The sequence below is a fragment of the Corynebacterium sp. HMSC068H04 genome, assembly GCF_001811255.1.
GTDB lineage: Bacteria > Actinomycetota > Actinomycetes > Mycobacteriales > Mycobacteriaceae > Corynebacterium > Corynebacterium hesseae.
Genome location: NZ_KV803959.1, coordinates 17,718 through 38,284, shown reverse-complemented (window position 1 = coordinate 38,284; position 20,567 = coordinate 17,718). Strand labels below are relative to the sequence as shown.

The 20,567-nt window shown below is 60.9% G+C and carries 20 protein-coding genes and 1 tRNA gene; 13 read left to right on the top strand and 8 right to left on the bottom strand.

Annotated features, from left to right (window positions below):
* Positions 1-31: 31 nt before the first annotated feature.
* Genes HMPREF2792_RS00675 through rdgB form a run of 3 tightly spaced genes read left to right on the top strand, consistent with a single transcriptional unit; the run spans position 32 to position 2,155 of the window.
* Positions 32-799, top strand: coding sequence for an MBL fold metallo-hydrolase (locus HMPREF2792_RS00675; RefSeq protein ID WP_070522394.1), 768 nt, complete (start codon positions 32-34; stop codon positions 797-799).
* A gap of 22 nt (positions 800-821) precedes the next feature.
* The gene (rph, locus tag HMPREF2792_RS00670) at positions 822-1,550 is read left to right on the top strand and encodes a ribonuclease PH (RefSeq protein ID WP_070530053.1); all 729 of its coding nucleotides are present in this window, start codon (positions 822-824) and stop codon (positions 1,548-1,550) included.
* On the top strand, positions 1,544-2,155 hold the full coding sequence (gene rdgB / locus HMPREF2792_RS00665; RefSeq protein ID WP_070530050.1) for an RdgB/HAM1 family non-canonical purine NTP pyrophosphatase: 612 nt from the start codon (positions 1,544-1,546) through the stop codon (positions 2,153-2,155). The genes rph and rdgB overlap by 7 nt, the downstream gene beginning before the upstream one ends.
* A 70-nt stretch (positions 2,156-2,225) precedes the next feature.
* Here rdgB and HMPREF2792_RS00660 read toward each other — a convergent pair.
* Positions 2,226-2,307: transfer RNA gene (locus HMPREF2792_RS00660), tRNA-Leu, on the bottom strand.
* Positions 2,308-2,450: 143 nt separating this feature from the next.
* Here HMPREF2792_RS00660 and HMPREF2792_RS00655 point away from each other — a divergent pair.
* Positions 2,451-2,846, top strand: a complete 396-nt coding sequence (locus HMPREF2792_RS00655) for an SURF1 family protein (protein WP_070530048.1) — start codon at positions 2,451-2,453, stop codon at positions 2,844-2,846.
* The gene (locus tag HMPREF2792_RS00650; RefSeq protein ID WP_070530046.1) at positions 2,846-3,202 is read left to right on the top strand and encodes a DUF3817 domain-containing protein; all 357 of its coding nucleotides are present in this window, start codon (positions 2,846-2,848) and stop codon (positions 3,200-3,202) included. The genes HMPREF2792_RS00655 and HMPREF2792_RS00650 overlap by 1 nt, the downstream gene beginning before the upstream one ends.
* Here the strand turns inward: HMPREF2792_RS00650 and HMPREF2792_RS00645 are convergent.
* A complete protein-coding gene (locus HMPREF2792_RS00645; RefSeq protein WP_070530043.1) occupies positions 3,199-3,969 on the bottom strand; it encodes a DeoR/GlpR family DNA-binding transcription regulator in 771 nt (256 codons plus the stop codon). The genes HMPREF2792_RS00650 and HMPREF2792_RS00645 overlap by 4 nt on opposite strands.
* A 113-nt stretch (positions 3,970-4,082) precedes the next feature.
* On the opposite strand from HMPREF2792_RS00645, the gene HMPREF2792_RS00640 reads away from it, so the two are divergent.
* Both HMPREF2792_RS00640 and HMPREF2792_RS00635 read left to right on the top strand, forming a co-directional pair.
* Complete coding sequence (locus tag HMPREF2792_RS00640) at positions 4,083-4,430, top strand: hypothetical protein (protein WP_227485862.1); 348 nt, start codon at positions 4,083-4,085, stop codon at positions 4,428-4,430.
* Positions 4,431-4,489: 59 nt separating this feature from the next.
* Positions 4,490-5,113: a hypothetical protein gene (locus HMPREF2792_RS00635; protein ID WP_070530038.1), complete on the top strand. Its 624-nt coding sequence runs from the start codon at positions 4,490-4,492 to the stop codon at positions 5,111-5,113.
* A 101-nt stretch (positions 5,114-5,214) separates the two neighbouring features.
* Here the strand turns inward: HMPREF2792_RS00635 and HMPREF2792_RS00630 are convergent, their stop codons facing one another.
* Positions 5,215-7,125, bottom strand: coding sequence for a solute carrier family 23 protein (locus tag HMPREF2792_RS00630; protein ID WP_070530036.1), 1,911 nt, complete (start codon positions 7,123-7,125; stop codon positions 5,215-5,217).
* A gap of 373 nt (positions 7,126-7,498) precedes the next feature.
* On the opposite strand from HMPREF2792_RS00630, the gene pflB reads away from it, so the two are divergent.
* From pflB to HMPREF2792_RS00605, 5 genes are all read left to right on the top strand, one after another.
* On the top strand, positions 7,499-9,592 hold the full coding sequence (gene pflB, locus HMPREF2792_RS00625) for a formate C-acetyltransferase (RefSeq protein ID WP_070530034.1): 2,094 nt from the start codon (positions 7,499-7,501) through the stop codon (positions 9,590-9,592).
* Positions 9,593-9,627: 35 nt separating this feature from the next.
* Complete coding sequence (grcA2, locus tag HMPREF2792_RS00620; protein WP_070525314.1) at positions 9,628-9,879, top strand: autonomous glycyl radical cofactor GrcA2; 252 nt, start codon at positions 9,628-9,630, stop codon at positions 9,877-9,879.
* Positions 9,880-10,749, top strand: coding sequence for a pyruvate formate-lyase-activating protein (pflA, locus tag HMPREF2792_RS00615; protein ID WP_070530032.1), 870 nt, complete (start codon positions 9,880-9,882; stop codon positions 10,747-10,749).
* A gap of 4 nt (positions 10,750-10,753) precedes the next feature.
* Positions 10,754-12,004 carry an alpha/beta fold hydrolase gene (locus tag HMPREF2792_RS00610; protein ID WP_070530029.1) on the top strand — a complete coding sequence of 417 codons (1,251 nt, stop codon included), beginning with the start codon at positions 10,754-10,756 and terminating at the stop codon, positions 12,002-12,004.
* A gap of 105 nt (positions 12,005-12,109) precedes the next feature.
* Positions 12,110-13,312: an SPFH domain-containing protein gene (locus tag HMPREF2792_RS00605; RefSeq protein ID WP_070530027.1), complete on the top strand. Its 1,203-nt coding sequence runs from the start codon at positions 12,110-12,112 to the stop codon at positions 13,310-13,312.
* A gap of 98 nt (positions 13,313-13,410) precedes the next feature.
* Here the strand turns inward: HMPREF2792_RS00605 and HMPREF2792_RS00600 are convergent, their stop codons facing one another.
* The 5 genes from HMPREF2792_RS00600 to HMPREF2792_RS00580 all read right to left on the bottom strand — a co-directional run bounded on the left by HMPREF2792_RS00600 (position 13,411) and on the right by HMPREF2792_RS00580 (position 20,354).
* Entirely contained in the window at positions 13,411-15,108 is a 1,698-nt protein-coding gene (locus tag HMPREF2792_RS00600; protein ID WP_070530025.1) for an ABC transporter family substrate-binding protein, read from the bottom strand.
* 60 nt (positions 15,109-15,168) lie between these two features.
* Positions 15,169-17,139, bottom strand: a complete 1,971-nt coding sequence (locus tag HMPREF2792_RS00595; RefSeq protein ID WP_070530023.1) for an ABC transporter ATP-binding protein — start codon at positions 17,137-17,139, stop codon at positions 15,169-15,171.
* Entirely contained in the window at positions 17,136-18,221 is a 1,086-nt protein-coding gene (locus tag HMPREF2792_RS00590) for an ABC transporter permease (protein ID WP_070522354.1), read from the bottom strand. Before HMPREF2792_RS00590 ends, HMPREF2792_RS00595 begins: the two co-directional genes overlap by 4 nt.
* Positions 18,222-19,205, bottom strand: coding sequence for an ABC transporter permease (locus tag HMPREF2792_RS00585; protein WP_070530021.1), 984 nt, complete (start codon positions 19,203-19,205; stop codon positions 18,222-18,224).
* 369 nt (positions 19,206-19,574) lie between these two features.
* Entirely contained in the window at positions 19,575-20,354 is a 780-nt protein-coding gene (locus HMPREF2792_RS00580) for an HNH endonuclease family protein (RefSeq protein WP_070530019.1), read from the bottom strand.
* Between the two features lie 37 nt (positions 20,355-20,391).
* Here HMPREF2792_RS00580 and HMPREF2792_RS12915 point away from each other — a divergent pair, with 37 nt between their 5' ends.
* On the top strand, positions 20,392-20,562 hold the full coding sequence (locus tag HMPREF2792_RS12915) for a hypothetical protein (RefSeq protein ID WP_154762460.1): 171 nt from the start codon (positions 20,392-20,394) through the stop codon (positions 20,560-20,562).
* The last annotated feature ends 5 nt before the right edge of the window (positions 20,563-20,567 follow it).

The following is a 20,567-nucleotide window of genomic DNA, read 5'->3' as shown; positions in this document are numbered from 1 at the left end:
TCCCCCATTGTTTCGTGGAACTATTGAACGCATGAAGCTGACCATCCTAGGCTGTTCCGGGTCGGTGCCCACTGTGGGTAATCCGGCCTCTGGCTACCTCCTGTCATTCCCCTCGGCTCCGTCCATCATCATGGACCTCGGCCCGGGTACGCTTGCTCGCCTGCAGGAACTCCAGGATCCTTGCGATGCCCACGTGGCATTAACGCATCTCCACGCTGACCACTGCCTAGACTTCCCGTCGCTGATGGTCTGGCGCCGTTTCCACCCCACGGCCCCGGCAGCTTCTCGCAATTTTTGCCTCGGCCCGGCGGCGACTGAAACCCACTTGGGCCGGTTGTCATCGGATGCCCCGGATGGGGTGGATGATATGAGTGATTCCTTTGCGTTTAGTCCCTGGGTGGACCGTGAGCGCCAGCTTGTCGACGATGTCTACATCACGCCTTTCCGTACCGTGCACCCGGTAGAAACGTATGCCCTGCGGGTCGAGCACACGAAGACCGGCGCAACTGTGTGTTACTCGGCGGATTCCGCTTATACGCCCGCACTCGTTGAGGCTGCCCAAGGCGTGGATGCTTTCCTCTGCGAGGCTGCATGGGGCGAGACTTCGGAGGATAAGGCTCCAGACATGCACATGTCGGGAGCAGAAGCTGGGCGCCTAGCGCGTGAGGCAGGGGTAAAGAAGCTCGTGCTTGTTCACCTACAGCCGTGGGGCGATGTCGCCGCAACATATGCCGCCGCTGCCCGCGAGTTCGACGGAGAGATCGTCGTCGGCGCCGCTGGGATGGAGCTCGACTTTTAACACGCGCGGTAGGGTAGTGGGCATGACTGATTTCACTCGTGCTGATGGTCGCACGCTCGACCAACTCCGTAGCGTTCGCATTACCCGTAATTTCACCACCAATCCGGCTGGGTCGGTGCTGGTGGAGTTCGGCAACACCCGAGTCATGTGTACGGCTTCCGTGGAATTCGGGGTGCCGCGTTTTAAGAAGGATTCCGGCGAGGGCTGGCTGACTGCTGAGTACGCCATGCTGCCCTCTGCAACCCACGAGCGCATGCCGCGCGAGTCGATGAAGGGCAAGGTCAAGGGCCGTACCCACGAGATTTCCCGCCTGGTGGGCCGCAGCCTGCGCGCCGCCGTGGACCTGTCTGAGCTGGGGGAGAACACCATCCAGCTGGATTGCGACGTGCTGCAGGCAGACGGCGGTACCCGCACGGCGTCGATCACCGGCGCGTATGTGGCGCTTGCTGATGCGATTGCTTACCTCAAGGAGGAAGGCGTCGTCCCGGGCGAGCCGCTGCTGGATCCCATCGCTGCTGTTTCCGTCGGCATCATCGACGGCCACGTGTGCCTCGACCTGCCCTATGAAGAGGATTCCCGCGCGGAGGTCGATCTCAACGTGGTGATGCAGGAAGGCGGAGACTTCGTTGAGATTCAGGGCACCGGCGAGCACGGTTTGTTCGGCCGCGCGGAGCTCAATGACATGTTGGACGTGGCGCAGGCTGGTTGCGCCCAGCTTATCGACGCTCAAAAGGCGGCCCTCGGATGGTAAAGCTCCTCGTCGCTTCGAATAATGCCAAGAAGCTCAAGGAACTAGAGAAGATCCTCGCCGACGCCGGCATCGCGGGCATCGAGCTGCTCCCGCTTTCCGCGGTGGAGGCTTACCCGGAGCCCGTGGAGGATGGCCGCACCTTTGCCGACAACGCGTTGATTAAGGCGCGCGCCGGGGTGCAGCACACCGGCTTGGCAACGATTGCGGATGATTCCGGCCTCGCGGTGGAAGAACTCAACGGCATGCCTGGTGTGCTCTCGGCCCGGTGGTCGGGCGGACACGGCGACGATGAAGCGAATAATCGTTTGCTGTTGGGGCAGATGTCTCACGTACCCGCAGAGCGTCGCGCGGCTGCCTTCGTGTCGGTCTGCGCGCTGGTGACCCCGGATGGCCAGGAGCACGTGGTGGAGGGTCGGTGGCCAGGCTCCTTGCTCACCGCATCGCAGGGCGAAAATGGCTTCGGCTACGATCCCCTCTTCCAGCCCGAGGGCGAATCCCGCTCCGCCGCGGAGATGGCCCCGGAGGAAAAGAACGCGGTGTCGCACCGTGGCCGCGCACTGGCGCAGCTGCGCGAACCTTTGGCGGCCCTCGCCGGGCAAGCCTAAGCGCGGCCCTGCGCAGAACTGGGAATAACAAAAGCCCCGCTCGAAATTTGCCGAGCGGGGTTTGAAATTGTGCGCCCGGTGAGACTTGAACTCACACGTCATAAGACACTAGAACCTAAATCTAGCGCGTCTGCCAATTCCGCCACGGGCGCTGGTTTTGTTGCTGCGGAGTACTACCTTCTCTGCGCAACGTCCACTAGCCTACAGGGCAGCAGGCCGCGGAAGGAAATCCACTTTTCACGGCGTGGTGGGTAGGCTGTTGTGCGTGAGCACCAACCCAGCACCGAAAAAGCGGATGAAGGTTCGATGGTGGCACATCGTCCTCATCGTGTTCTTTGTCGTGCTCTTTTTGTTCCTTGCCTATTGGCAGTGGACTCGGTTCCGCTCTGGCTCGGGAACCTTCCAAAATCTGGGATACGCCTTCCAGTGGCCGCTCTTCGCGGTGTTCGTGGTCTACGCATATCGCACCGCTATGCGCTACGAGAATGAGCGTATCGATGCAGAGAACGAAGCCCTCGAGCGGGGAGAAGAACCAGCTCAGTATGAAGCAAAGAGCGTGAGGTCAACCAAGGAACAAGCCGTGACCAAGATCGACGAGGATTTCCTGCCACCTCGGCCGCAGGTTGATGTGGAAACCTTCAACGCCATGAACAAACAGCGCCGCCGTCGCGGCACCGAAGAGGAGAATTAATGAGCAACTCAGTGAGCAACGCCGTCCACCCAGACCGCCAGGCCCGCATCCGTGGTCCGCTGAAGTTCTTTTCCATCGCCGCCACGGTTACCGGTATCTTCCTTCTTATTTTGGTTGTGCGCATGATCCTGCAGTACGGCGTAGGCATGGAAATGCCGTCGTGGGCCACGCTCATTGCCCAAGCCCACGGCGTGGCCTATATGGTCTACCTCGTTTCCATCCTGGTTCTTGGGCCGCGTGTCATGTGGCCGGTGAGCAAGTTGTTCACCACGGCGCTTGCCGGTGTTGTCCCGTTCCTGTCCTTCTGGATGGAGCACAAGCGTCGCACTGAAATCGTCGAAAAGTTCCAGCTTTAGGCGCCTTCCACCGGCACCATCGTGAGGTTGGCGCCGGCATCGACCACATCCTGGGCTAGTTCCTGGGATAGGTCAGTCGTTGTGATGACCGTGTCTACTTGATCAAATGTGGCCACGCGGTGGGCTGACATGCGCGTGAATTTCTCTGGTGTGGTGACAACGATGACTCGTCGGGCGGCTTGGAAATAGGCCCGCTTAATGGTCGCCTCGGTGAGGTTCGGGGACATAAGGCCTACCGACGGAGTGCACGCGCAGATTCCGACAATCGCGAGGTCGAAGCGCATAGACAGGACTGTTTCAACCGCTTCCGCCCCGTACACCGCAAGATCGTCGCTGTTGACGGTTCCGCCGGGAATGATGACGTCACTGCCCGGCGTCTTGGCTAATGCTGCGCCCGCGTACAGGGACATCGCTAGTGCTGTGATGTCCATGCCGGCGAGATTGCGGGCAACGGCAGTTGGTGTTGTCCCTGAGTCAACGAGCACGCAGGAGCCTGGTTCAACGAGGCGGGCAGCCTCCGCAGCAATCGCCCGTTTGCCGGCGGGATCCTCTTTTCGGCGTACCTCCAGGGGATAGCGGGCGCCCCTTCGAACCGCGGGGCGCGCTCCTCCGTGAAATCGTTCGAGGGCCCCTACTTCTTCCAGCGCCGCGAGGTCGCGGCGGACGGTAATAGCGGAAGCTCCGGTGAGTTCTTGTAATTGGCTGACCGTTTTGCTTCCTGAGTCAACGGCCCAAATGATTCTGCGCTGGCGTTCTTCCTTGTCCATGGGCTTGATTGTATCGGCATGAAATGACCATGGTTGGTGAACGCTTCAATCTTTAATCTGTAGCTTGTCAAGGCAAAAAGCCACGTCAAGCACGATTAAGGAAGATGATTGAAATGCGCAAGACCATAACCCTTGGGCTTATGATGAGCAAACGGCTCGCAGATGACATCGCCGCTTATGCGCCGCAAGGAGTCTCTGTCCGGTGGATCGGTAGCGAAGCGGAAGCGCGTGCGTGCGACGGCGTGATTGTCGACGCCACAGAATTCGCTGGTGTTCTTCCCGGCCAGGTTGTGCTGGTGCTTGGCGACGTCAACGGAGCCGCCGAAGAACGCCTTCGGAAGTCGGGGTCGGTGGTCATGGATCGTCACCTGCGCACGCATATCGACACCCTGTTAATGGCTTTTGCTGCTTTCGCTGAGCAGCAGGCTCTCATCTCGGTGGTTGCAGGTGACGTGTACTAAAACTGCGGAGACTAATCTGGAGCGTAGCTATCTCTACTACGCACGAAGGGCTAAGCCTCATGTCTCCTCGCAAACTCAGCACCACGCTCATCGCGTTGGTGGTGCTTCTCTCACTCGCCTGTGCCGGTTTAGGTGTGTATGCCGTGCGCCAACCACAAGAGGTGTATACCGCGCCGGTAGAGTCAACCAATTCGCAGGTAATCAACGCAGTCGAGCGCGAGGAGCAAGTCGTCTTGCTTAGCCTCGGTATCCAAGGACTCACAGAGAAGTCTTCCGCTGGGCAGGTATTTGGCGTGAGGGTTCCGTGGACCGACCGCACCCAGTTTGTGCAGTATTCCTACAAAGCCAAGCTTGGTATTGAGGGTAAGGACGTGAGCGTCACCGAAACCGGCGAGCATTCCTACACGGTCCACATCCCGGACTTCATCTTCATCGGGCACACCGACGAGGAGTTTAAGACCGCCGTGGAGAACAACGGAGTTCTCAGCTGGACCACGCAGCCACTCGACGCTGCATCCACGGTGTCGGACGTCCTCAGCGCCGATAAGAAGCGCAAGGACATCAACGACAACCGCGAGCTCTTACAAGACCAAGCCCGCAGCTTTTATGAAGGCATCATTCGCGGAGTGGACTCCGAAGCCCAGGTCACCATGGAGTTCCACAAACCTTCGCCCGCCAAGTGACCTTGAAGGCGGAATGAACCTTCTCCTACTCGGAATGAACCTATTAACGTCGAGTGGCCTTGTACGTGGAATGAACCTTTTCTACGTCGAGTGACTTCTGGTCACTCGACCTCCGTGAACTTGCGGTCCCAATAAGCCCGAACTGGGTTGGCGTCCGCGAGGAGGATGTCGAAGCGGTCGTTGGCAATCTCGATGATTTCGCTCAAGACCACGCGCTGTTCCAGCTCATCCGAGTTGGACAAGCGGCGCACGCCCGCATCGATAACGCGGTCGGCCGAGTCGTTGGTGTCCAGGTATGCCACAAAGGGCATGTCGAAGCGCTTGCGGTAGGCCGTTGAAACGTCGATAAGCTGCTGCGTCTGTACATCATCGAGGTCATCCAAGGCCAAGGATCCGCGGTCGGCGGAGATGGTGGCGGCCGAGTCAGCGTCGACAAGCAGCAGCTCATCCATCGCCGGGTAGTCGTGGATCAGTGCGCGGTGCTTCTCACTCGGGGCGGTGAGCACCGCAACCTGGATTGCTTCCCGCAGTTGGCTGACGTCCTGGAAGGGACGCAGCTCCCAGGCGGCCTCAAGCGGCCAGGTCTCGTTGTTAAAGAGCGGGCGCAGGGCGCTGACGAAGCTGTCGCGCTCCATCTCGTTGAGCTCCTTAAGGGAGACGCCGGCGCCGTCGAGGCGGCTGACATCATCACCCGACTGCGCACCGACGTGGAAGAACAGTAAGTTGAGGAGAATCGCCGTAATTGCGCCGATGGACATTCCGGAGGAGACAAAGATCTGCGCCCACTCCGGGAAGGCGGTGGCTACGTCCGGTTTGAAGGTGACCAGCATGGCCAAGCCCAGCGCGGTGGTAACGATGGCGGCGTTGCGGCCGTCGGTGATGTCTTCTTTCGCAATGGTCTGCAGGCCGGCCCAGGCAACGTTGGCGAAGAGCGCCAACGAGGCACCGCCGAGCACCGGGGAGGGGATAGCCGCCACCACGGCGGCGGCCTTGGGCAGTAGTCCCAGGATGATCATGAAACCGGCTGCCGATGCTGCCACCCAGCGCGATTTCACACCGGTCAGGCGAACCAAGCCGACGTTTTGCGCGAAGCAGGTATACGGGAAGGAGTTCATCACGCCGCCCAGGGTGGTGGAGAGGCCATCGGCGCGGATGGCGCGCACAACGTCATCGCGCTTGATGCGCTTCTTTACAATCTCACCGGTGGCGAAAACATCGCCGGTGGTCTCCACCATGGTGATGATCATGACGATGATGAGGGAGAGAATCGCCATGATGTCGAAGCGCGGCATGCCGAAATAGAAAGGCGTGGTCATGCCGATGGCGTCGGCCTCACGCACACCGTCGAAGGACGTATCACCCAACACGAGCGCCAAAGCGGTGCCGATGATCAAACCAAGCAGCACCGACAGCGTCCCCAGAAAGCCACGGAAGAAGCGCTGAACCACGATGATGATGGCCAGCGTGCCGAAGCCATACAGCAGATCGCGCGCGGCCGGAACCCCGTCGGCGTAATTGACAAAGTCATTTGCAGATACCGCCAGCAGCGATGTACCCATGACCAAGAGCACGGTGCCGGTGACAATCGGCGGGAAGTATTTGAGCACTCGTCCAAAGACCGGCGCGGCGAAAAACGTAAAAATACCGGCGGCAATAATTGCGCCATAAATCGTAGGCAGCGGCTGGTCACCCGCGCTGAGTCCGATAGCAATGATGGGGCTGACCGCCGTGGTGGTCACACCCTGGATGATGGGCAGGCGAACGCCGATGTGCTTGCCGACGCCCACCGCCTGGATCAACGTCGCCAGACCACAGGTCAACAGGTCGGCGTTGATGAGGTGGATCGTTGTGGCCTCATCCAGCCCCAGCGAGCCCGCGATAAGCAGCGGGACGATGACCGCGCCAGCATAAAATGCGAGGACGTGCTGGAGTCCGAGCGCTGCCAACTTCGGGGCTGGTGGGACGGCGTCGACCGGGTGTGTGGGCTGAGGGGCGGTTGCGATGTCGGACACGCGGGGAGGCTCCTTGCTAAAAAGCGAGACGAGGATACTGCGCATAACAATAGAGCGCGGCAAGGACACGCACCAAGAGCTCGCCCCAAAAAGTGTGGGAAAGGCCACGTCAGGGGGTACTTTACCCCCGCATCCAACCGTACGGCCGTTACCTATGACGGAGCTGACCTGTGCAGTGCTCACACTGGCACCCTTGGTGGTGCGCGGCCCGCATTTGCCGATATGAGCTTGTGCGTCTTTACCCCTACTATGGGCTACAGAGAGGGGTTCGGTGACGGACGGGTTGACCGAATTGCCCGTGAATTGAAGTCACCTAAAGCCCTTCTGCGACTAAGCATTACGCGTCGTGTGAACTACGAAGGGAGTCAATATAGTGACCACCGCAACTGAACAGTCCGTGCAGTTCGAGGCATGGAAGGGCTTCGAGCCCGGCCCGTGGACTGAGAACATTGACGTTCGTGATTTTATCCAGCGCAACTACACCCCTTATGACGGGGATTCCTCCTTCCTTGCTGGACCCACCGAGAAGACCAAGAATGTGTGGAATCACCTGGAGGAGAACTACCTGTCCATCGAGCGCCAGAAGCGCATCTTCGACGTGGACACCCACACCCCGAGCGATATCGATGCTTTCCCGGCCGGCTACATCTGTGAGGACGACAACGTCATCGTGGGCCTGCAGACGGATTCTCCGCTGAAGCGCGCCATGATGCCCAACGGCGGCTGGCGCATGGTCAAGCAGGCTATCTTTGAGGCCGGCAAGGAAGTTGACCCAGACGTAGAGAAGATCTTCACCCGCTACCGCAAGACCCACAATGACGCGGTCTTCGATATCTACACCCCGCGCATCCGCGCAGCGCGTTCCTCTCACATCATCACCGGCCTGCCGGATGCCTATGGCCGCGGCCGCATCATTGGTGACTACCGCCGCGTGGCCCTCTACGGCGTGGATTACCTCATCGCTGAGAAGGAGGCATCCAAGCACGCAGTCGGTGATATCGGATTCTCCGAGCACTGGGCACGCTACCGCGAGGAGCACGCCGAGCAGATCAAGGCTCTGAAGAAGCTCAAGGTCATGGCTGAGTCCTATGGCTTCGATATCTCGAAGCCCGCGAAGACCGCCCACGAGGCAGTGCAGTGGACCTACTTTGGCTACCTGGCCTCCATCAAGTCCCAGGACGGCGCCGCCATGTCCATCGGCCGCCTCTCCGCATTCTTCGACTGCTACTTCGAGCGCGACCTTGCCGCTGGCATCATCACCGAGGAAGACGCCCAAGAAATCATCGACCAGCTGGTGCTCAAGCTGCGCATCGTGCGCTTCCTGCGCACCGAGGACTATGACCAGATCTTCTCCGGTGACCCGTACTGGGCAACCTGGTCCGATGCCGGCTTTGGCGACGATGGCCGCCACATGGTGACCAAGACTTCCTTCCGTCTGCTGCAGACACTGATCAACCTGGGTCCCTCCCCGGAGCCGAACATCACCATCTTCTGGGATCCGCAGCTGCCGGCGGGCTACAAGGAATTCTGCGCCCACATCTCGATTGAGACCTCCTCGATCCAGTACGAGTCCGATAAGCAGATTCGTGAGCAGTGGGGCGACGACGCCGCAATTGCGTGCTGCGTGTCCCCGATGGCCGTCGGCAAGCAAATGCAGTTCTTCGGCGCCCGCGTCAACGCTGCGAAGGCCCTGCTCTACGCCATCAACGGCGGCCGCGACGAGGTCAGTGGCAAGCAGGTCGTCGACGGTTACGAGCCCATCAAGGGCGATGGACCGCTCGACTTCGACGAGGTCTGGCAGAAGTACGAGGAGATGCTGGACTGGGTTGTGGGCACCTACGTTGAGGCCCTCAACATCATCCACTATTGCCACGACAAGTACGCCTACGAGGCCATCGAGATGGCGCTGCATGATTCCGATATCGTGCGCTCCATGGGCTGCGGTATCGCGGGCCTGTCCATCGTGGCTGACTCGCTTTCCGCCATCAAGTACGCCAAGGTCTACCCGGTGCGCGATGATTCCGGGCTGATCGTGGACTACAAGACGGAAGGTGACTTCCCCTTCTACGGAAACGATGACGACCGCGCCGATGACATCGCCGCCACCATCGTTCACACCGTGATGGAGAAGATTAAGGCCATCCCGATGTACCGCAACGCCATCCCCACCCAGTCGGTGCTGACCATTACCTCCAACGTGGTCTACGGCAAGGCCACCGGTGCCTTCCCGTCCGGCCACGAGGCGGGCACCCCGTTCGCGCCGGGTGCCAACCCGGAGAACGGCGCGGATAGCCACGGCATGGTTGCCTCCATGCTGTCGGTAGGCAAGCTGGACTACAAGGATGCACTCGACGGCATCTCGCTGACCAACACCATCACCCCGTCCGGATTGGGCCGCACCCCGGAGGAGCGCATCACCAACCTGGTGGGCGTCCTCGATGCCGGCTTCATCATGGATTCCGAATAGACCACATCCACACCACTTCCTAAGGAGAACACAACATGGCAACCAAAACTTTCGACGAGCGCCTCGCTTCCATGAAGGCCAGCCGCACCGCCAACAACATGAACTCGGGCCTCTACCACGCCAACATCAACGTCCTGGACAAGTCCACCCTGGAGGACGCCGTTGAGCACCCGGAGAAGTACCCGAACCTCACCGTCCGTGTTTCCGGCTACGCGGTGAACTTCGTGAAGCTCACCCGCGAGCAGCAGCTCGACGTCATCTCCCGTACCTTCCACCAGGGCTCCTAAATGGCAGATGGCATTACCGGCGTCGTGCACCTCAACCCTGAAGAAGGGGAGAAGGTGCGCGGCGCCGCCGCCGGTTTAGGAACGGACAATGACCTCGAGGGCTACACCCGCCCGGAGTTGATGCAGGCCCGCCGCTCTGGCGATGTCGCGCTCGTGCACTCCTGGGAGCTGGTGACGGCCGTGGATGGGCCTGGAACCCGCATGACCATGTTCATGTCGGGTTGCCCGTTGCGCTGCCAGTATTGCCACAATCCCGACACCATGGAAATGAAGGTCGGAACGTTGGAGCGCATCGAGGATGTGGTCAAGCGCATTAAACGCTATAAGCCCATCTTCAAGGCTTCCGGGGGCGGTCTGACCATCTCGGGCGGTGAGCCGCTCTTCCAGATCGCCTTCGCACGGCGTGTGCTCAAGGAAGTCCACGATGCAGGCATCCACACCACGATCGACACCTCGGGTTACCTCGGCGCGCGCCTGCGCGATGAGGACCTGGACAACATCGACCTGGTGCTCTTGGACGTCAAGTCCGGTGACGAGGAGACCTATAAGAAGGTCACCCGCCGCGAGCTGCAGCCGACGATCGACTTTGGGGATCGCCTCAACGCCATAGGCAAGCCGGTCTGGATTCGCTTCGTGGTGGTGCCGGGGCTTACCGACAGCCCCGAGAACGTCGCCAACGTGGCCAAAATTGTCTCCCGCTGGAAGAGCAACGTCGAGCGCGTCGAGGTGCTGCCCTTCCACAACATGGGCGCGGACAAGTGGCACGAGTTGGGCTACCCGTACACCTTGGAGGATACGAAGCCGCCGAAGCCGGAAGACGTGGAGGAGATCCGTGAGGTGTTCCGTAAGGAAGGTTTCGTGGTCTACTAGAAGCATGAAACGCTTCGGCCACACCATCAAGGAACACACCATCACCGTCCCCTGGGACTATGACAATCCAGCCGCGGGGGAGTTCGAGCTCTACGCCCGGGAGATCATCCCGCCGGGCGGTGAGAATTACCCGGCGCTGCTCTATAACCAGGGCGGGCCGGGTTTCCCGGCGCCGCGGCCGACGGGTGCCACTGGGCTGATCGGAAAGGGCCTGGAGCTCTACCGCTGGATCCTCATGGACCAGCGCGGCACTGGGCGCAGCCACCGCATTGACGAGCTCAGCCCAGCTGAGGATCGCACGGCGCAGCGCTTGGCACAGCTGCGGCAGGAGAATATCGTGCGCGATGCCGAGCACCTCCGCGAGCACCTCGGCGAGGACTCCTGGGATCTCTACGGCCAATCCTTTGGCGGTTTCATCATTACCGCCTATGTTTCGATGTTCCCCGATTCCATCGGCCGTGCCTTTCTCACCGGCGGCCTGCCCACCCTGACCAAGGGCGCGGATGCTCTCTACCGCACGACCTTTGCCAAGCTCAAGGTCCGCCACGAGCGCTTTTATGCCCAGTTCCCGTGGGCTCAAGCACGCATCGAGGAGCTCATCCACCACCTGGACAACTCGGAAGAGCTGCTGCCGACAGGAGAGCGCCTGTCCTCGCGCCGCTTCCGCACCATCGGCATCGAACTGGGCCGCGGTACCGGATTCGATTCTCTGGGCTACCTGCTGGAGGAGCCTTTCCGCACCGTGAACGGCGAAAAGCGCTTGCGTTCGGACTTCCTCAATAACGTCGGTAGCCGTGTGAGCTTCCAGGCCGGTCCGCTCTACGCGGCGATTCATGAGTCCATTTACGGTGGCGTCGGCGGCCAGGCTGTGACCGGCTGGGCGGCGCACCGCGTGCGCGAGGAATTCCCCGAGTTCGCCGAGGATGGCACGTATCTGACCGGCGAGCACATTTTCCCTTGGCAGTTCGACGAGGACCCGGCGCTGCGCCCCTTCAAGCAGGCTGCCGAGGAGCTCGCCGCCCACGAGTGGGCAAGCTCGCCGTACGATGCTGCCGCGCTTGCCGACGCCCCCGTTACCGCCTCCGCCGCCATCTACCTTGACGATATCTTCGTGCCCTTCGAAGATTCCCTTGCCACGGGGGAGACCTATCGTGACTTGCGCCCGGTGGTGACCAACCGCTTCCAGCACAACGGTATTAGCGAAGACGGCGCGGGGATTTTGGGCGAGCTCTTCCGGGCGGCTGACGAGCGTTAACGGGAGTCGACTGCGTTCGGGGAGCGATCTCCCCCAAGATGTGGTGGTGGTCACCGTGTGGCACACTAGTTAGGAAAATCCAACCGAAGCAGAAAGGATAAGCCTATGGGCGGACTCATCGTCATCGGCGTGATTCTTCTAATTATTATTGCCACCGCCTTCGACGGTTTCTACATCGTCCGGACGAAGGAGGCCGCCATCATTGAGCGGATGGGTAAGTTCGTGAACGTTGCTCACGCGGGCTTGCACTTCAAGGTGCCTTATGTCGACCGCGTGCGCGCCAAGATCAGCCTGCAGATCCGTCAGCTCGACGTCATGGTGGAAACCAAGACCAAGGACAACGTCTTCGTCCAGATCCCCGTTGCCGTGCAGTACGAGGTAGTTCAGGGCAGCGAGCGTCAGGCCTTCTACACCCTGTCTAACCACGAGCAGCAGATCGTGGCTTATGTTCAGGACAATGTCCGTTCTTCGGTTGCCAACATGGACTTGGATGATTCCTTCTCCTCCAAGGACACCATCGCCCGCAACGTGGCGATGTCCCTGCGCGATAACATGGCCGCCTACGGCTGGAACTTTGTCAATACCCTGGTCACCGATATCCGCCCGGATGCCCGCGTGCGTGAGTCCATGAACTCTATTAACGCTGCACAGCGTGAGCGCGAGGCGGCCGTTGCCCAGGCAGAGGCCGAGAAGATCCGCGTGGTGAAGGAAGCCGAAGGTGCGGCCGAGGCCAAGAAGCTGCAGGGCCGCGGTGTGGCTGACCAGCGTAAGGAGATCGTCGAAGGTATTGCTCAGCAGTATGAGCTGCTGCGTGCTGCCGGCGTGCAGGAGAACCCCGAGACCCTCATGCTGGTCTCCCAGTACCTCGACGCCATGGTAGACGTGGCCGACCGCGCCCACACCAATGTGCTCTACATGCCGTCTAATCCGGGCGGCATGCAGGATCTCTTCGGTGGTATGCGCGACGCACTGCTGTCCACCAACGCTATTAATGAAGCGCCGAAGCCGTCGGTTTCCCTGTCCGAGAACAAGCACAGCCGCGAGGATTCCGGTGCTGCACGTCGCCGCCGCGAGGAGCAGGAGCGCCGTGAGCGCGACGAGCGCGCCCGCCGCGAAGCTGAGATGATGGAGCAGGCGCAGCGCGCGCAGCAACAAGCACAGCAGCAGGTGCAGAACGCACCACAGCAGGGCCAGGGCTTTAGCCAGATTCCGAGCTTCCCTTCCCCGCCGCAGGGCAATAACCAGCCGCAGAGCGCGCGCGACTATTTTGACCAGCTGCGCAACCAGCTCAACAAGGGCAATAACTAAGCACAGCGCTTAAGACTAAGCTCAGCACATAAAAAGAGGGCCTTCCCGCTTGGGGAAGGCCCTCTTTGCTGCCTTGGGTGGTGCTAGGCGGCCGTTACCTACTTGGTGTAGCCGATGTTCTCCACCTCGATGACGGCGAAGGAGTTGGCGCCGAAGTTTGCGATATCGGGGTGGGTCGCAACCATGGTCGGGCCGTTGAAGATAGGAATGATGCCGTACTGGGCAAGGGCTTCTTTCTCCAGCTCATTGGATTTTTTGATCTGCTCGTCTGGGTCGGCGATCTGGGAAAGCTTGTCGATCTTCTTGTCCAGTTCTGGTGTGCCCGTGCCGGAGCGGTTGAGCTGGGAGCCGGTGCGATAGGTCTGGCCGAAGTAAGCGACACCGAAGGGATCGCCGGAGGAGAAACCCATAGGCAGAATATCGAAGTCGTACTTGGAGGTGATCTCGGAGAAGTCAGAGACTGGGCGTTCCTCCACCTTCAGGTCCACGCCGATATCCTTCATCATCTTTTGGGTGGCGGTGGCCATGGCCTTGCTGATGGAAGAATCTCCCAGCAGCGTGTAGCGCATGGACAGCTTCTTGCCGTCCTTCTCGCGGATGCCGTCGCCGCCTTCCTTCCAGCCGGCCTCATCGAGGAGCGACTTGGCCTTCTCTGGATCGAAAGAAATGACTGCGCCGACGTTGTCCTCGTAGCCCTTCTGGGTTTGGTAGAGGTTGAAGGAACCTGGCAGGTCCTCGGTGTAGCCGTTGAGTCCGTTGAAGCGGATGCCGGAGAGCGTGGCGCGGTCGATACCGGTCATGATGGCTTCGCGCACCTTGATATCAGAGAGGATCTCGTTCTTGGAGTTGAGCGTGTACAGGTTCTTGCCTGGGGTCATGGCGGTGCGAATTTCAACGTCTGGCATGTCCTTTACGGCCGCCAGGCGTTCCTTGTTGGCCACGCCGGTGGCGTCAATTTCGCCGGCCTTGAACGCGTTGATTGAGGCCTGGTCCTCCATCTGGCGGTAGGTCACCTTGTCTAGGAATGGCTTATCACCCCACCACTTCTCGTTCGGAACGAAGGTAGCGCTGCCGTTCTTGAAGTCGACGCTTTCGACCTTGTACGGGCCCGCACCCCACTCCGGGTGGACCTTGCCCAGGTAGGCCTCGTTGAACTTCTCCGCGGAGTCAACCTGTGGCGGGAGCAGGACGTTGAACAGACCCTGCCACCACGGATAGGCCTGTTTAAAGGTGATGACGGCCTGCTTGTCGTTCTCACCCGGCTTGACGGACTCGATGAGCTCGTAGCCGTCGGTGGCGCTAACGTTGACGTCCTTGTTCTCACCGTTGTTGAACTTCCACGTGTTCTCAAAGGATTTCCAGTCAATCGGGGTGCCGTCGTTGTACTGCGCCTTCTCGTGGATGGTGAAGGTGACGACGGTCTTACCGTCCTTTTCTTCATCTTTGACGTCGGTGATGTAGTCATTGTTGACGTGGAACTCACCCGCGCCATCGAAGAGGCCAATTTGCGGGTTGTAGTACTTCCACAGGCTCAGGGTGTATGAGGTGGCGTCGGCCTGGAAGGTGTTCTGCTGCTGGGAGATCTCGTCGATAGCCAAGCGCAGCTCGCCACCCTCCTTGAGCTCGGAGCGGTCCTTGGGGTTGTAGGAGCCGTCCAGCTTGACGTCGAGCTTCTCGCCGGAGGCGGAATTGCCTGATCCATCGGAGCCGGAGCCGCCATCGGAGGCGCAGCCGGTCAGGATGAGGGCAGAGGCGGTGACCACTGCGAGGGCGGTCCTGCGGAGCTTCATATTCATATGTGTGTCCTTTCGAGAGGAAACATGGAGACAAAGGTGAGTATTTAGTTATAAGTCTTGCTAAGCCGGGGTTTCGGCGGGCTGGTAAATCTCGCGTACCCGGTCACGTTCCACGGCTGGATCCGGCACCGGGATGGCGGAGAGCAGCGCGCGGGTATAGGCGTGTTGCGGGTTGTCGAAGACTTCGTCCGTGGGGCCGTATTCCACGAAGTCGCCCTTGTACATCACGGCGACCTTGTCGGAGAGGTGGCGCACCACGGAGAGGTCGTGGGCGACGAACACCAGGGAGATGCCTAGGCGATTCTTCAGGTCGTGCAGCAGGTTGATGATGCCGGCCTGGATGGACACATCGAGTGCGGAGACGGGCTCGTCGAGCACCACGATGGAGGGGTTGGTGGCCAGAGCACGGGCCAGGCCGATGCGCTGGCGCTGTCCGCCGGAGAAGTGTCCGGGGAAGCGGTCCACCTGGTGGGACTCAAGACCGACGAGCTGCATCAGCTCGGCCACGCGCTGGCCGACGTCCCCCTCATACCCCAGCGACTCCAGCGGCTCGGCGATGATCTCGCGGATGGTCATACGCGGGTTGAGCGAGCTCATCGGGTCCTGGAAGACGATTTGGATATCCTTGCGCAGCTTGCGGCGCGCCGACGCGCTCAAGCCGGAGGTGTTGGTGCCGTTGACCACGATGGTGGAACCCTCTGGCGGGTTGAGGTCCATGATTTCCAGCAGGGTGGTGGTCTTGCCGGAGCCGGACTCGCCCACGATGGCAAAGCACTCGCCCTGGTGCACATCGAAGCTGACGTTCTTGACCGCGTGTACTGTGCCGACGCGGCGCTTGAGAATTGCTCCCTTGATGAGCGGGAAGTCCTTGACCAGGTTCTTGACCTCCAAGGTGACCGGCCGCTGCTCGTAGGGAGTATCGCCCAGGGTATCGGCGGAAATCTTCGGCAACGGGTACATGCGCTCGCCGCCGATGGTGCCGTCCTTGATCTCATCGGAGCGCAGGCAGGAGGCGAAGTGCCCGGGGACGTCGTCAAGCGCGCGCAGCTCCGGTTCCAAGGTTCGGCACTCATCCTTCACCACCGGGCAGCGGTCCGCGAAGGGGCATTCGGCTGCGACATCGATAAGCTGCGGCGGGGTACCCACGATGGGGGTCAGTGGTTCGTCGGTGGCCTTGTCCACGCGCGGCGTCGACCCGAGAAGGCCCACGGTATAAGGCATCTTGGGGTTGTTGAAGATGGTGTCGACATCACCCAGCTCCACCGGGCGCCCGGCGTACATGACCAGGACGTCGTCGGCCGTGCCGGCGACCACACCCATGTCGTGGGTAATCATGATGACTGCGGCACCCGTTTCGCGCTGGGCCACCTTGAGGACCTCCAGGATCTGGGCCTGGATGGTGACGTCGAGCGCAGTGGTGGGCTCGTCGGCGATAATGACGCGCGGGTTGTTGGCCATGGCGATGGCGATGACCACGCGCTGGCGCATACCGCCGGAGAATTCGTGCGGGAAGGACTTCACACGCTTCTCCGCTTCCGGGATGCCGACGAGCTCGAGCAGGCGAATGGCCTCCTTCTCCGCTTCCTTTTTGGAGACATCGCGGTGGGTTTGGATAGCCTCGATGAGCTGGTCACCGATGGAGAACACCGGGGTAAGGGAGGAGAGAGGATCCTGGAAGATCATGGCGATATCCTTGCCACGGATCTTCGACATTTCCTTGTCGGACTTGCCGATGAGCTCGGTGCCGGCATAGACCACGGAGCCTTCCACCTTGGCATAATCCGGCAACAGACCCATGACGGCCAAAGAGGTCACGGACTTACCGGAGCCTGACTCGCCCACAATCGCCAGGGTGCGGCCCGGCATGAGGTCGAAGTCGACGCCGCGCACTGCGTGGACGGAGCCGGCCTCCGAGGGGAAGGTGACGGTGAGGTCGCGCACGGATAGCACCGGCTCGGTGGATGCAGCGGAGTCGGTGGCGCGGCGGGCCGGGACGGCGTTGGCGGTGTGTGCAGTATTCTGCGGGGTCATGCTCGGCCTCCGGAGTTCGAGTTGGGGTCAATGGCATCGCGCAGGCCGTCGGCGATGAACGCCATGGAGACGGTCAGCAGCGTGAGGATGCCTGCGGGGAAGTAGAAGAGCCAGGGCGAGGCCTCGACGGCGTTGGCGCCGCCGGCCAGGAGGGTGCCCAGGGAGACGTCGGGAAGCTTCACGCCCAAGCCCAGGAAGGACAGTGCGGTCTCCGACATGATGGTGGACACCACGCCCAGGGCCGCCTGGATGATGAGCAGCGAGCCGATATTGGGAACCACGTGGCGGAAGATGGTGCGCAGACGCGAGACTCCCATGTAGTCGGCGGCACGGACGTAGTCGTTCTCGCGCACGCTGAGCGCCATGGCCCAGATGACGCGCGCCGGGTACATCCAGCCGAAGGCGATGAGCACCACGATGAGCAGCTTCCAGTCGCCGCCGGAATCAGAAACCACCAGGGCGATGAGCAGGAAGGTCGGGATAGCCAGCAGGAAGTGAATGACTGCCAGGATGACCTTTTCCACCGCACCGCCGTACATGGCCGCGGCCGCGCCGATGAAGGCGGACAGCAGGGTAGAGGCCAACGAGACGATGAGTGCGATGATCAGCGAGCGGCCCAAGCCGTGGACGGTCTGCGCAAAGAGATCGTTTCCAGAGTCCGTGGTTCCGAACCAGTGCTCCGGGGAAGGCCCGGTGGAGAGGTTGAAGAAGTCCGGCTCATCGAAGGACCACGGGGTGAGGTAGCTGCCGAAGATGGAGAGCAGCGCGAGTAGCACGAAGATAACGAGGCCGACGGCAGCCGCCTTGTTGCGGAAGAAGCGGCGGACGTACAGCTTGAGCTTGGAGGTGCCGCGGAAATCACTGCTGGAGAATTGCTTGCGCTGCGCGTCATCGACGTCGACGCCGGAGCCGAGTGCGGATTGTGCGCTGGGTTCGGTCTGCGGTGAAAAGTCCGCAGTGGCGGCATGCGGGCGCACGCCGAGGTTATCAGCTGCCGTATCGATAGCGAGGTCGTTGCGGCGGTGGCGCTCGGTGTGGCGCGCTTCGGAGCGTGGCGACGTAGATTTCTTTTCTGGAGACATTTAGCTCACCCTTACTCGCGGATCGAGGGCGACGACGACGAGGTCAGCCAGGATTGCGGAGAAGGCAATCATGACGGCACCGAATGCGGCGACGGCGGTGGTGCCGTTGACGTCGTTGCGGCTGATGGTTTCGATGAAGTACTGGCCCATTCCCTTCCACGCGAAGATGGTTTCCGTCATGATGGCGCCGGTAAAGATTCCGGGAACGGAGAAGGCCACGGAGGTTGCGACCGGAATGATGGAGGTGCGCAGGGCGTGCTTGCGGATGGCCTGGGAGCGCGTGAGGCCCTTGGCCCGGGCGGTGCGCACATAGTCGGCGTTCAAGTTATCCAGCAGCAAGGTGCGCTGCATCATGTGGTAGCCGGCGTAGCTGATGATGATGAGCGAGATGGACGGCAAGATGAGGTGCTGCGCCATATCCAGCAGCTTGGGGAAGAAGCCTTCGACGCCGAGGCTGGAAGCGCCCGTCACGTAGACTACGCGGTGGCCGGTCACGCGGTTGATCCACAGACCACCGGCGACGACCAAGATGGAGGCCACGACGACGTGCGTGTTCATCGTGATGATGGAGACTCCCTGCCAGAAGCGGTCGGCCGCCTTGTACTGGCGGGAGGCGGTGTAGACGCCGAGGGCGACGCCGATGACGACGGAGAGAATCGTGGCCACGAGCAGCAGCTGTGCCGAGACGAGCGCGCGGTGCCCGATTTGTGCGCTGACCGGGTCACCGAGAGGGGAGGTACCCCAGTCCCAGTGGAAGATGATGTTGGACAGCCATCCCCACCAGCGCTCAATGAGAGGGGTCTCCGGGTTGAGGCCGAGTGGCGTGAGAATTCGGCCGATTTCTTCCGGCCCGAGCGGTGGGTTGCGGCCGACATAATTTGATCGGGGATCAAGGAAGGTTGCGGCCAGGAGGTACGCGATATTAGTCGCGAGGAAGATGACTACCAGCCAGCTGGCGGTCTTCTTGATGATGTACTTGAACATCACTATTCCTTCGCAGGGTGTGGTCTCAACGGGTTTGGGAAGTACGGCGGCCGTGAAAATTCACGGCATCCATGTGACCTAGACCTCAGGCTAGGTGCTGTGTCACATATTAAAAGAAATGTGAGACGGGATGGAGCAATTTATGGTTTTTGTTTCATGAGGGGTGCTGCCTGCACGTCCTTAGGTTGCATTTATTACATATTAATAGGCCTATAGAAATCATCGGGCGTGAGGAATGTAGGTGCAGTGCGCACCAAGGTTCCCGCCGCCGAAAACCCTGCATAACCGTTTAGGGGCGAGTGAATATTATGCGCATAATTTCGGGGGTAGCGGGAGGGGTATCAGGGCATCTAAAAGGGGTAAAAATACTCAGCAAGCATTCAGTAGCCGACGGAGCGCATCCTTCTCCGCTGCCGTGACCCAGATTTCATAGGCCGCCTTCACCTCTACGATGCGGCGCGCATACTCACAGCGAAATCCTTTGTTGGGCGGCAACCACGTGGCGGCATCGCCAGCGCCTTTTTGCTGGTTGAGGGGACCATCAACGGCAAGGAGGTTGCGGGGATCATTAGCAAAGTCGCGGCGTTTTTCTGGTGACCATTGCTGGGCGCCTTTCTGCCAGGCGTCGGCAAGCGGCACAACGTGATCGATCTGTACCGCACGTGATGTCTGCGCCCCGCGCTGGAACTCAATGTCCTGGCCCGAGTAGGGATCGTGCAAGGTGCCGGAAAGCGCCACGCAGTCGTGGGTGCCTTCCTTGAGAACGAGGCTCTCCGGATCCAAGTCCCTGCGGAGGATGTCATTGCGGGTATCGCAGCCGTTGTGGCCGAACTCCACGGTGACGTCATCGGACCACGCCTGGCCAAACTCTTCGCGCTCATAGCCGGTCTTGGGCGCGCGGCCTTTGACCTCTAAGGATTCTAAGGCGGCGAGAGCTTCGGCGATGTCCGGCGCAATGCTTGGCGCGGGTGTGGCCTCTTCGGCTTGTTCTTCTGCTGGGCCTTCCTGCGTGGGTGCCGCTGTCTCAGTGGCCTTGGGCCGCTCGGGCGCAGGTTCGGTTGGGGTGGGGAGGATAAGACCGAAGACCACTAGTACTGCTACCGCGGCGTTGAGCAGCGCGGCGATGAAGAACGGGGTACGAGAGGCCATGACGCATTGATCCTAGTGGGTAGAATCGGCACACGGTATGAGTATCGATATGTTCTTTGACGAGTACCTCGCTGAACGCGGTCTGACGCGCTCGGCCGAGGTTGTCCCGGACCACGCCTGCCAGGTCTTTTGTGATGCGCCTGAGCCGAAGACCCAGTCTTCCCTCGAAGAGGCGGTTCAACTCGTCGCCCACACCTTGGGGGAGTAGTGCAG

Bases quoted from the DNA above. Each gene is read 5' to 3' on its own strand.
- HMPREF2792_RS00675 (WP_070522394.1), top strand. From the start codon at position 32: ATGAAGCTGACCATCCTAGGCTGTTCCGGGTCGGTGCCCACTGTGGGT.
- rph (WP_070530053.1), top strand. From the start codon at position 822: ATGACTGATTTCACTCGTGCTGATGGTCGCACGCTCGACCAACTCCGT.
- rdgB (WP_070530050.1), top strand. From the start codon at position 1,544: ATGGTAAAGCTCCTCGTCGCTTCGAATAATGCCAAGAAGCTCAAGGAA.
- HMPREF2792_RS00655 (WP_070530048.1), top strand. From the start codon at position 2,451: ATGAAGGTTCGATGGTGGCACATCGTCCTCATCGTGTTCTTTGTCGTG.
- HMPREF2792_RS00650 (WP_070530046.1), top strand. From the start codon at position 2,846: ATGAGCAACTCAGTGAGCAACGCCGTCCACCCAGACCGCCAGGCCCGC.
- HMPREF2792_RS00645 (WP_070530043.1), bottom strand. From the start codon at position 3,969: ATGGACAAGGAAGAACGCCAGCGCAGAATCATTTGGGCCGTTGACTCA.
- HMPREF2792_RS00640 (WP_227485862.1), top strand. From the start codon at position 4,083: ATGCGCAAGACCATAACCCTTGGGCTTATGATGAGCAAACGGCTCGCA.
- HMPREF2792_RS00635 (WP_070530038.1), top strand. From the start codon at position 4,490: ATGTCTCCTCGCAAACTCAGCACCACGCTCATCGCGTTGGTGGTGCTT.
- grcA2 (WP_070525314.1), top strand. From the start codon at position 9,628: ATGGCAACCAAAACTTTCGACGAGCGCCTCGCTTCCATGAAGGCCAGC.
- pflA (WP_070530032.1), top strand. From the start codon at position 9,880: ATGGCAGATGGCATTACCGGCGTCGTGCACCTCAACCCTGAAGAAGGG.
- HMPREF2792_RS00610 (WP_070530029.1), top strand. From the start codon at position 10,754: ATGAAACGCTTCGGCCACACCATCAAGGAACACACCATCACCGTCCCC.
- HMPREF2792_RS00605 (WP_070530027.1), top strand. From the start codon at position 12,110: ATGGGCGGACTCATCGTCATCGGCGTGATTCTTCTAATTATTATTGCC.
- HMPREF2792_RS00600 (WP_070530025.1), bottom strand. From the start codon at position 15,108: ATGAATATGAAGCTCCGCAGGACCGCCCTCGCAGTGGTCACCGCCTCT.
- HMPREF2792_RS00595 (WP_070530023.1), bottom strand. From the start codon at position 17,139: ATGACCCCGCAGAATACTGCACACACCGCCAACGCCGTCCCGGCCCGC.
- HMPREF2792_RS00590 (WP_070522354.1), bottom strand. From the start codon at position 18,221: ATGTCTCCAGAAAAGAAATCTACGTCGCCACGCTCCGAAGCGCGCCAC.
- HMPREF2792_RS00585 (WP_070530021.1), bottom strand. From the start codon at position 19,205: ATGTTCAAGTACATCATCAAGAAGACCGCCAGCTGGCTGGTAGTCATC.
- HMPREF2792_RS00580 (WP_070530019.1), bottom strand. From the start codon at position 20,354: ATGGCCTCTCGTACCCCGTTCTTCATCGCCGCGCTGCTCAACGCCGCG.
- HMPREF2792_RS12915 (WP_154762460.1), top strand. From the start codon at position 20,392: ATGAGTATCGATATGTTCTTTGACGAGTACCTCGCTGAACGCGGTCTG.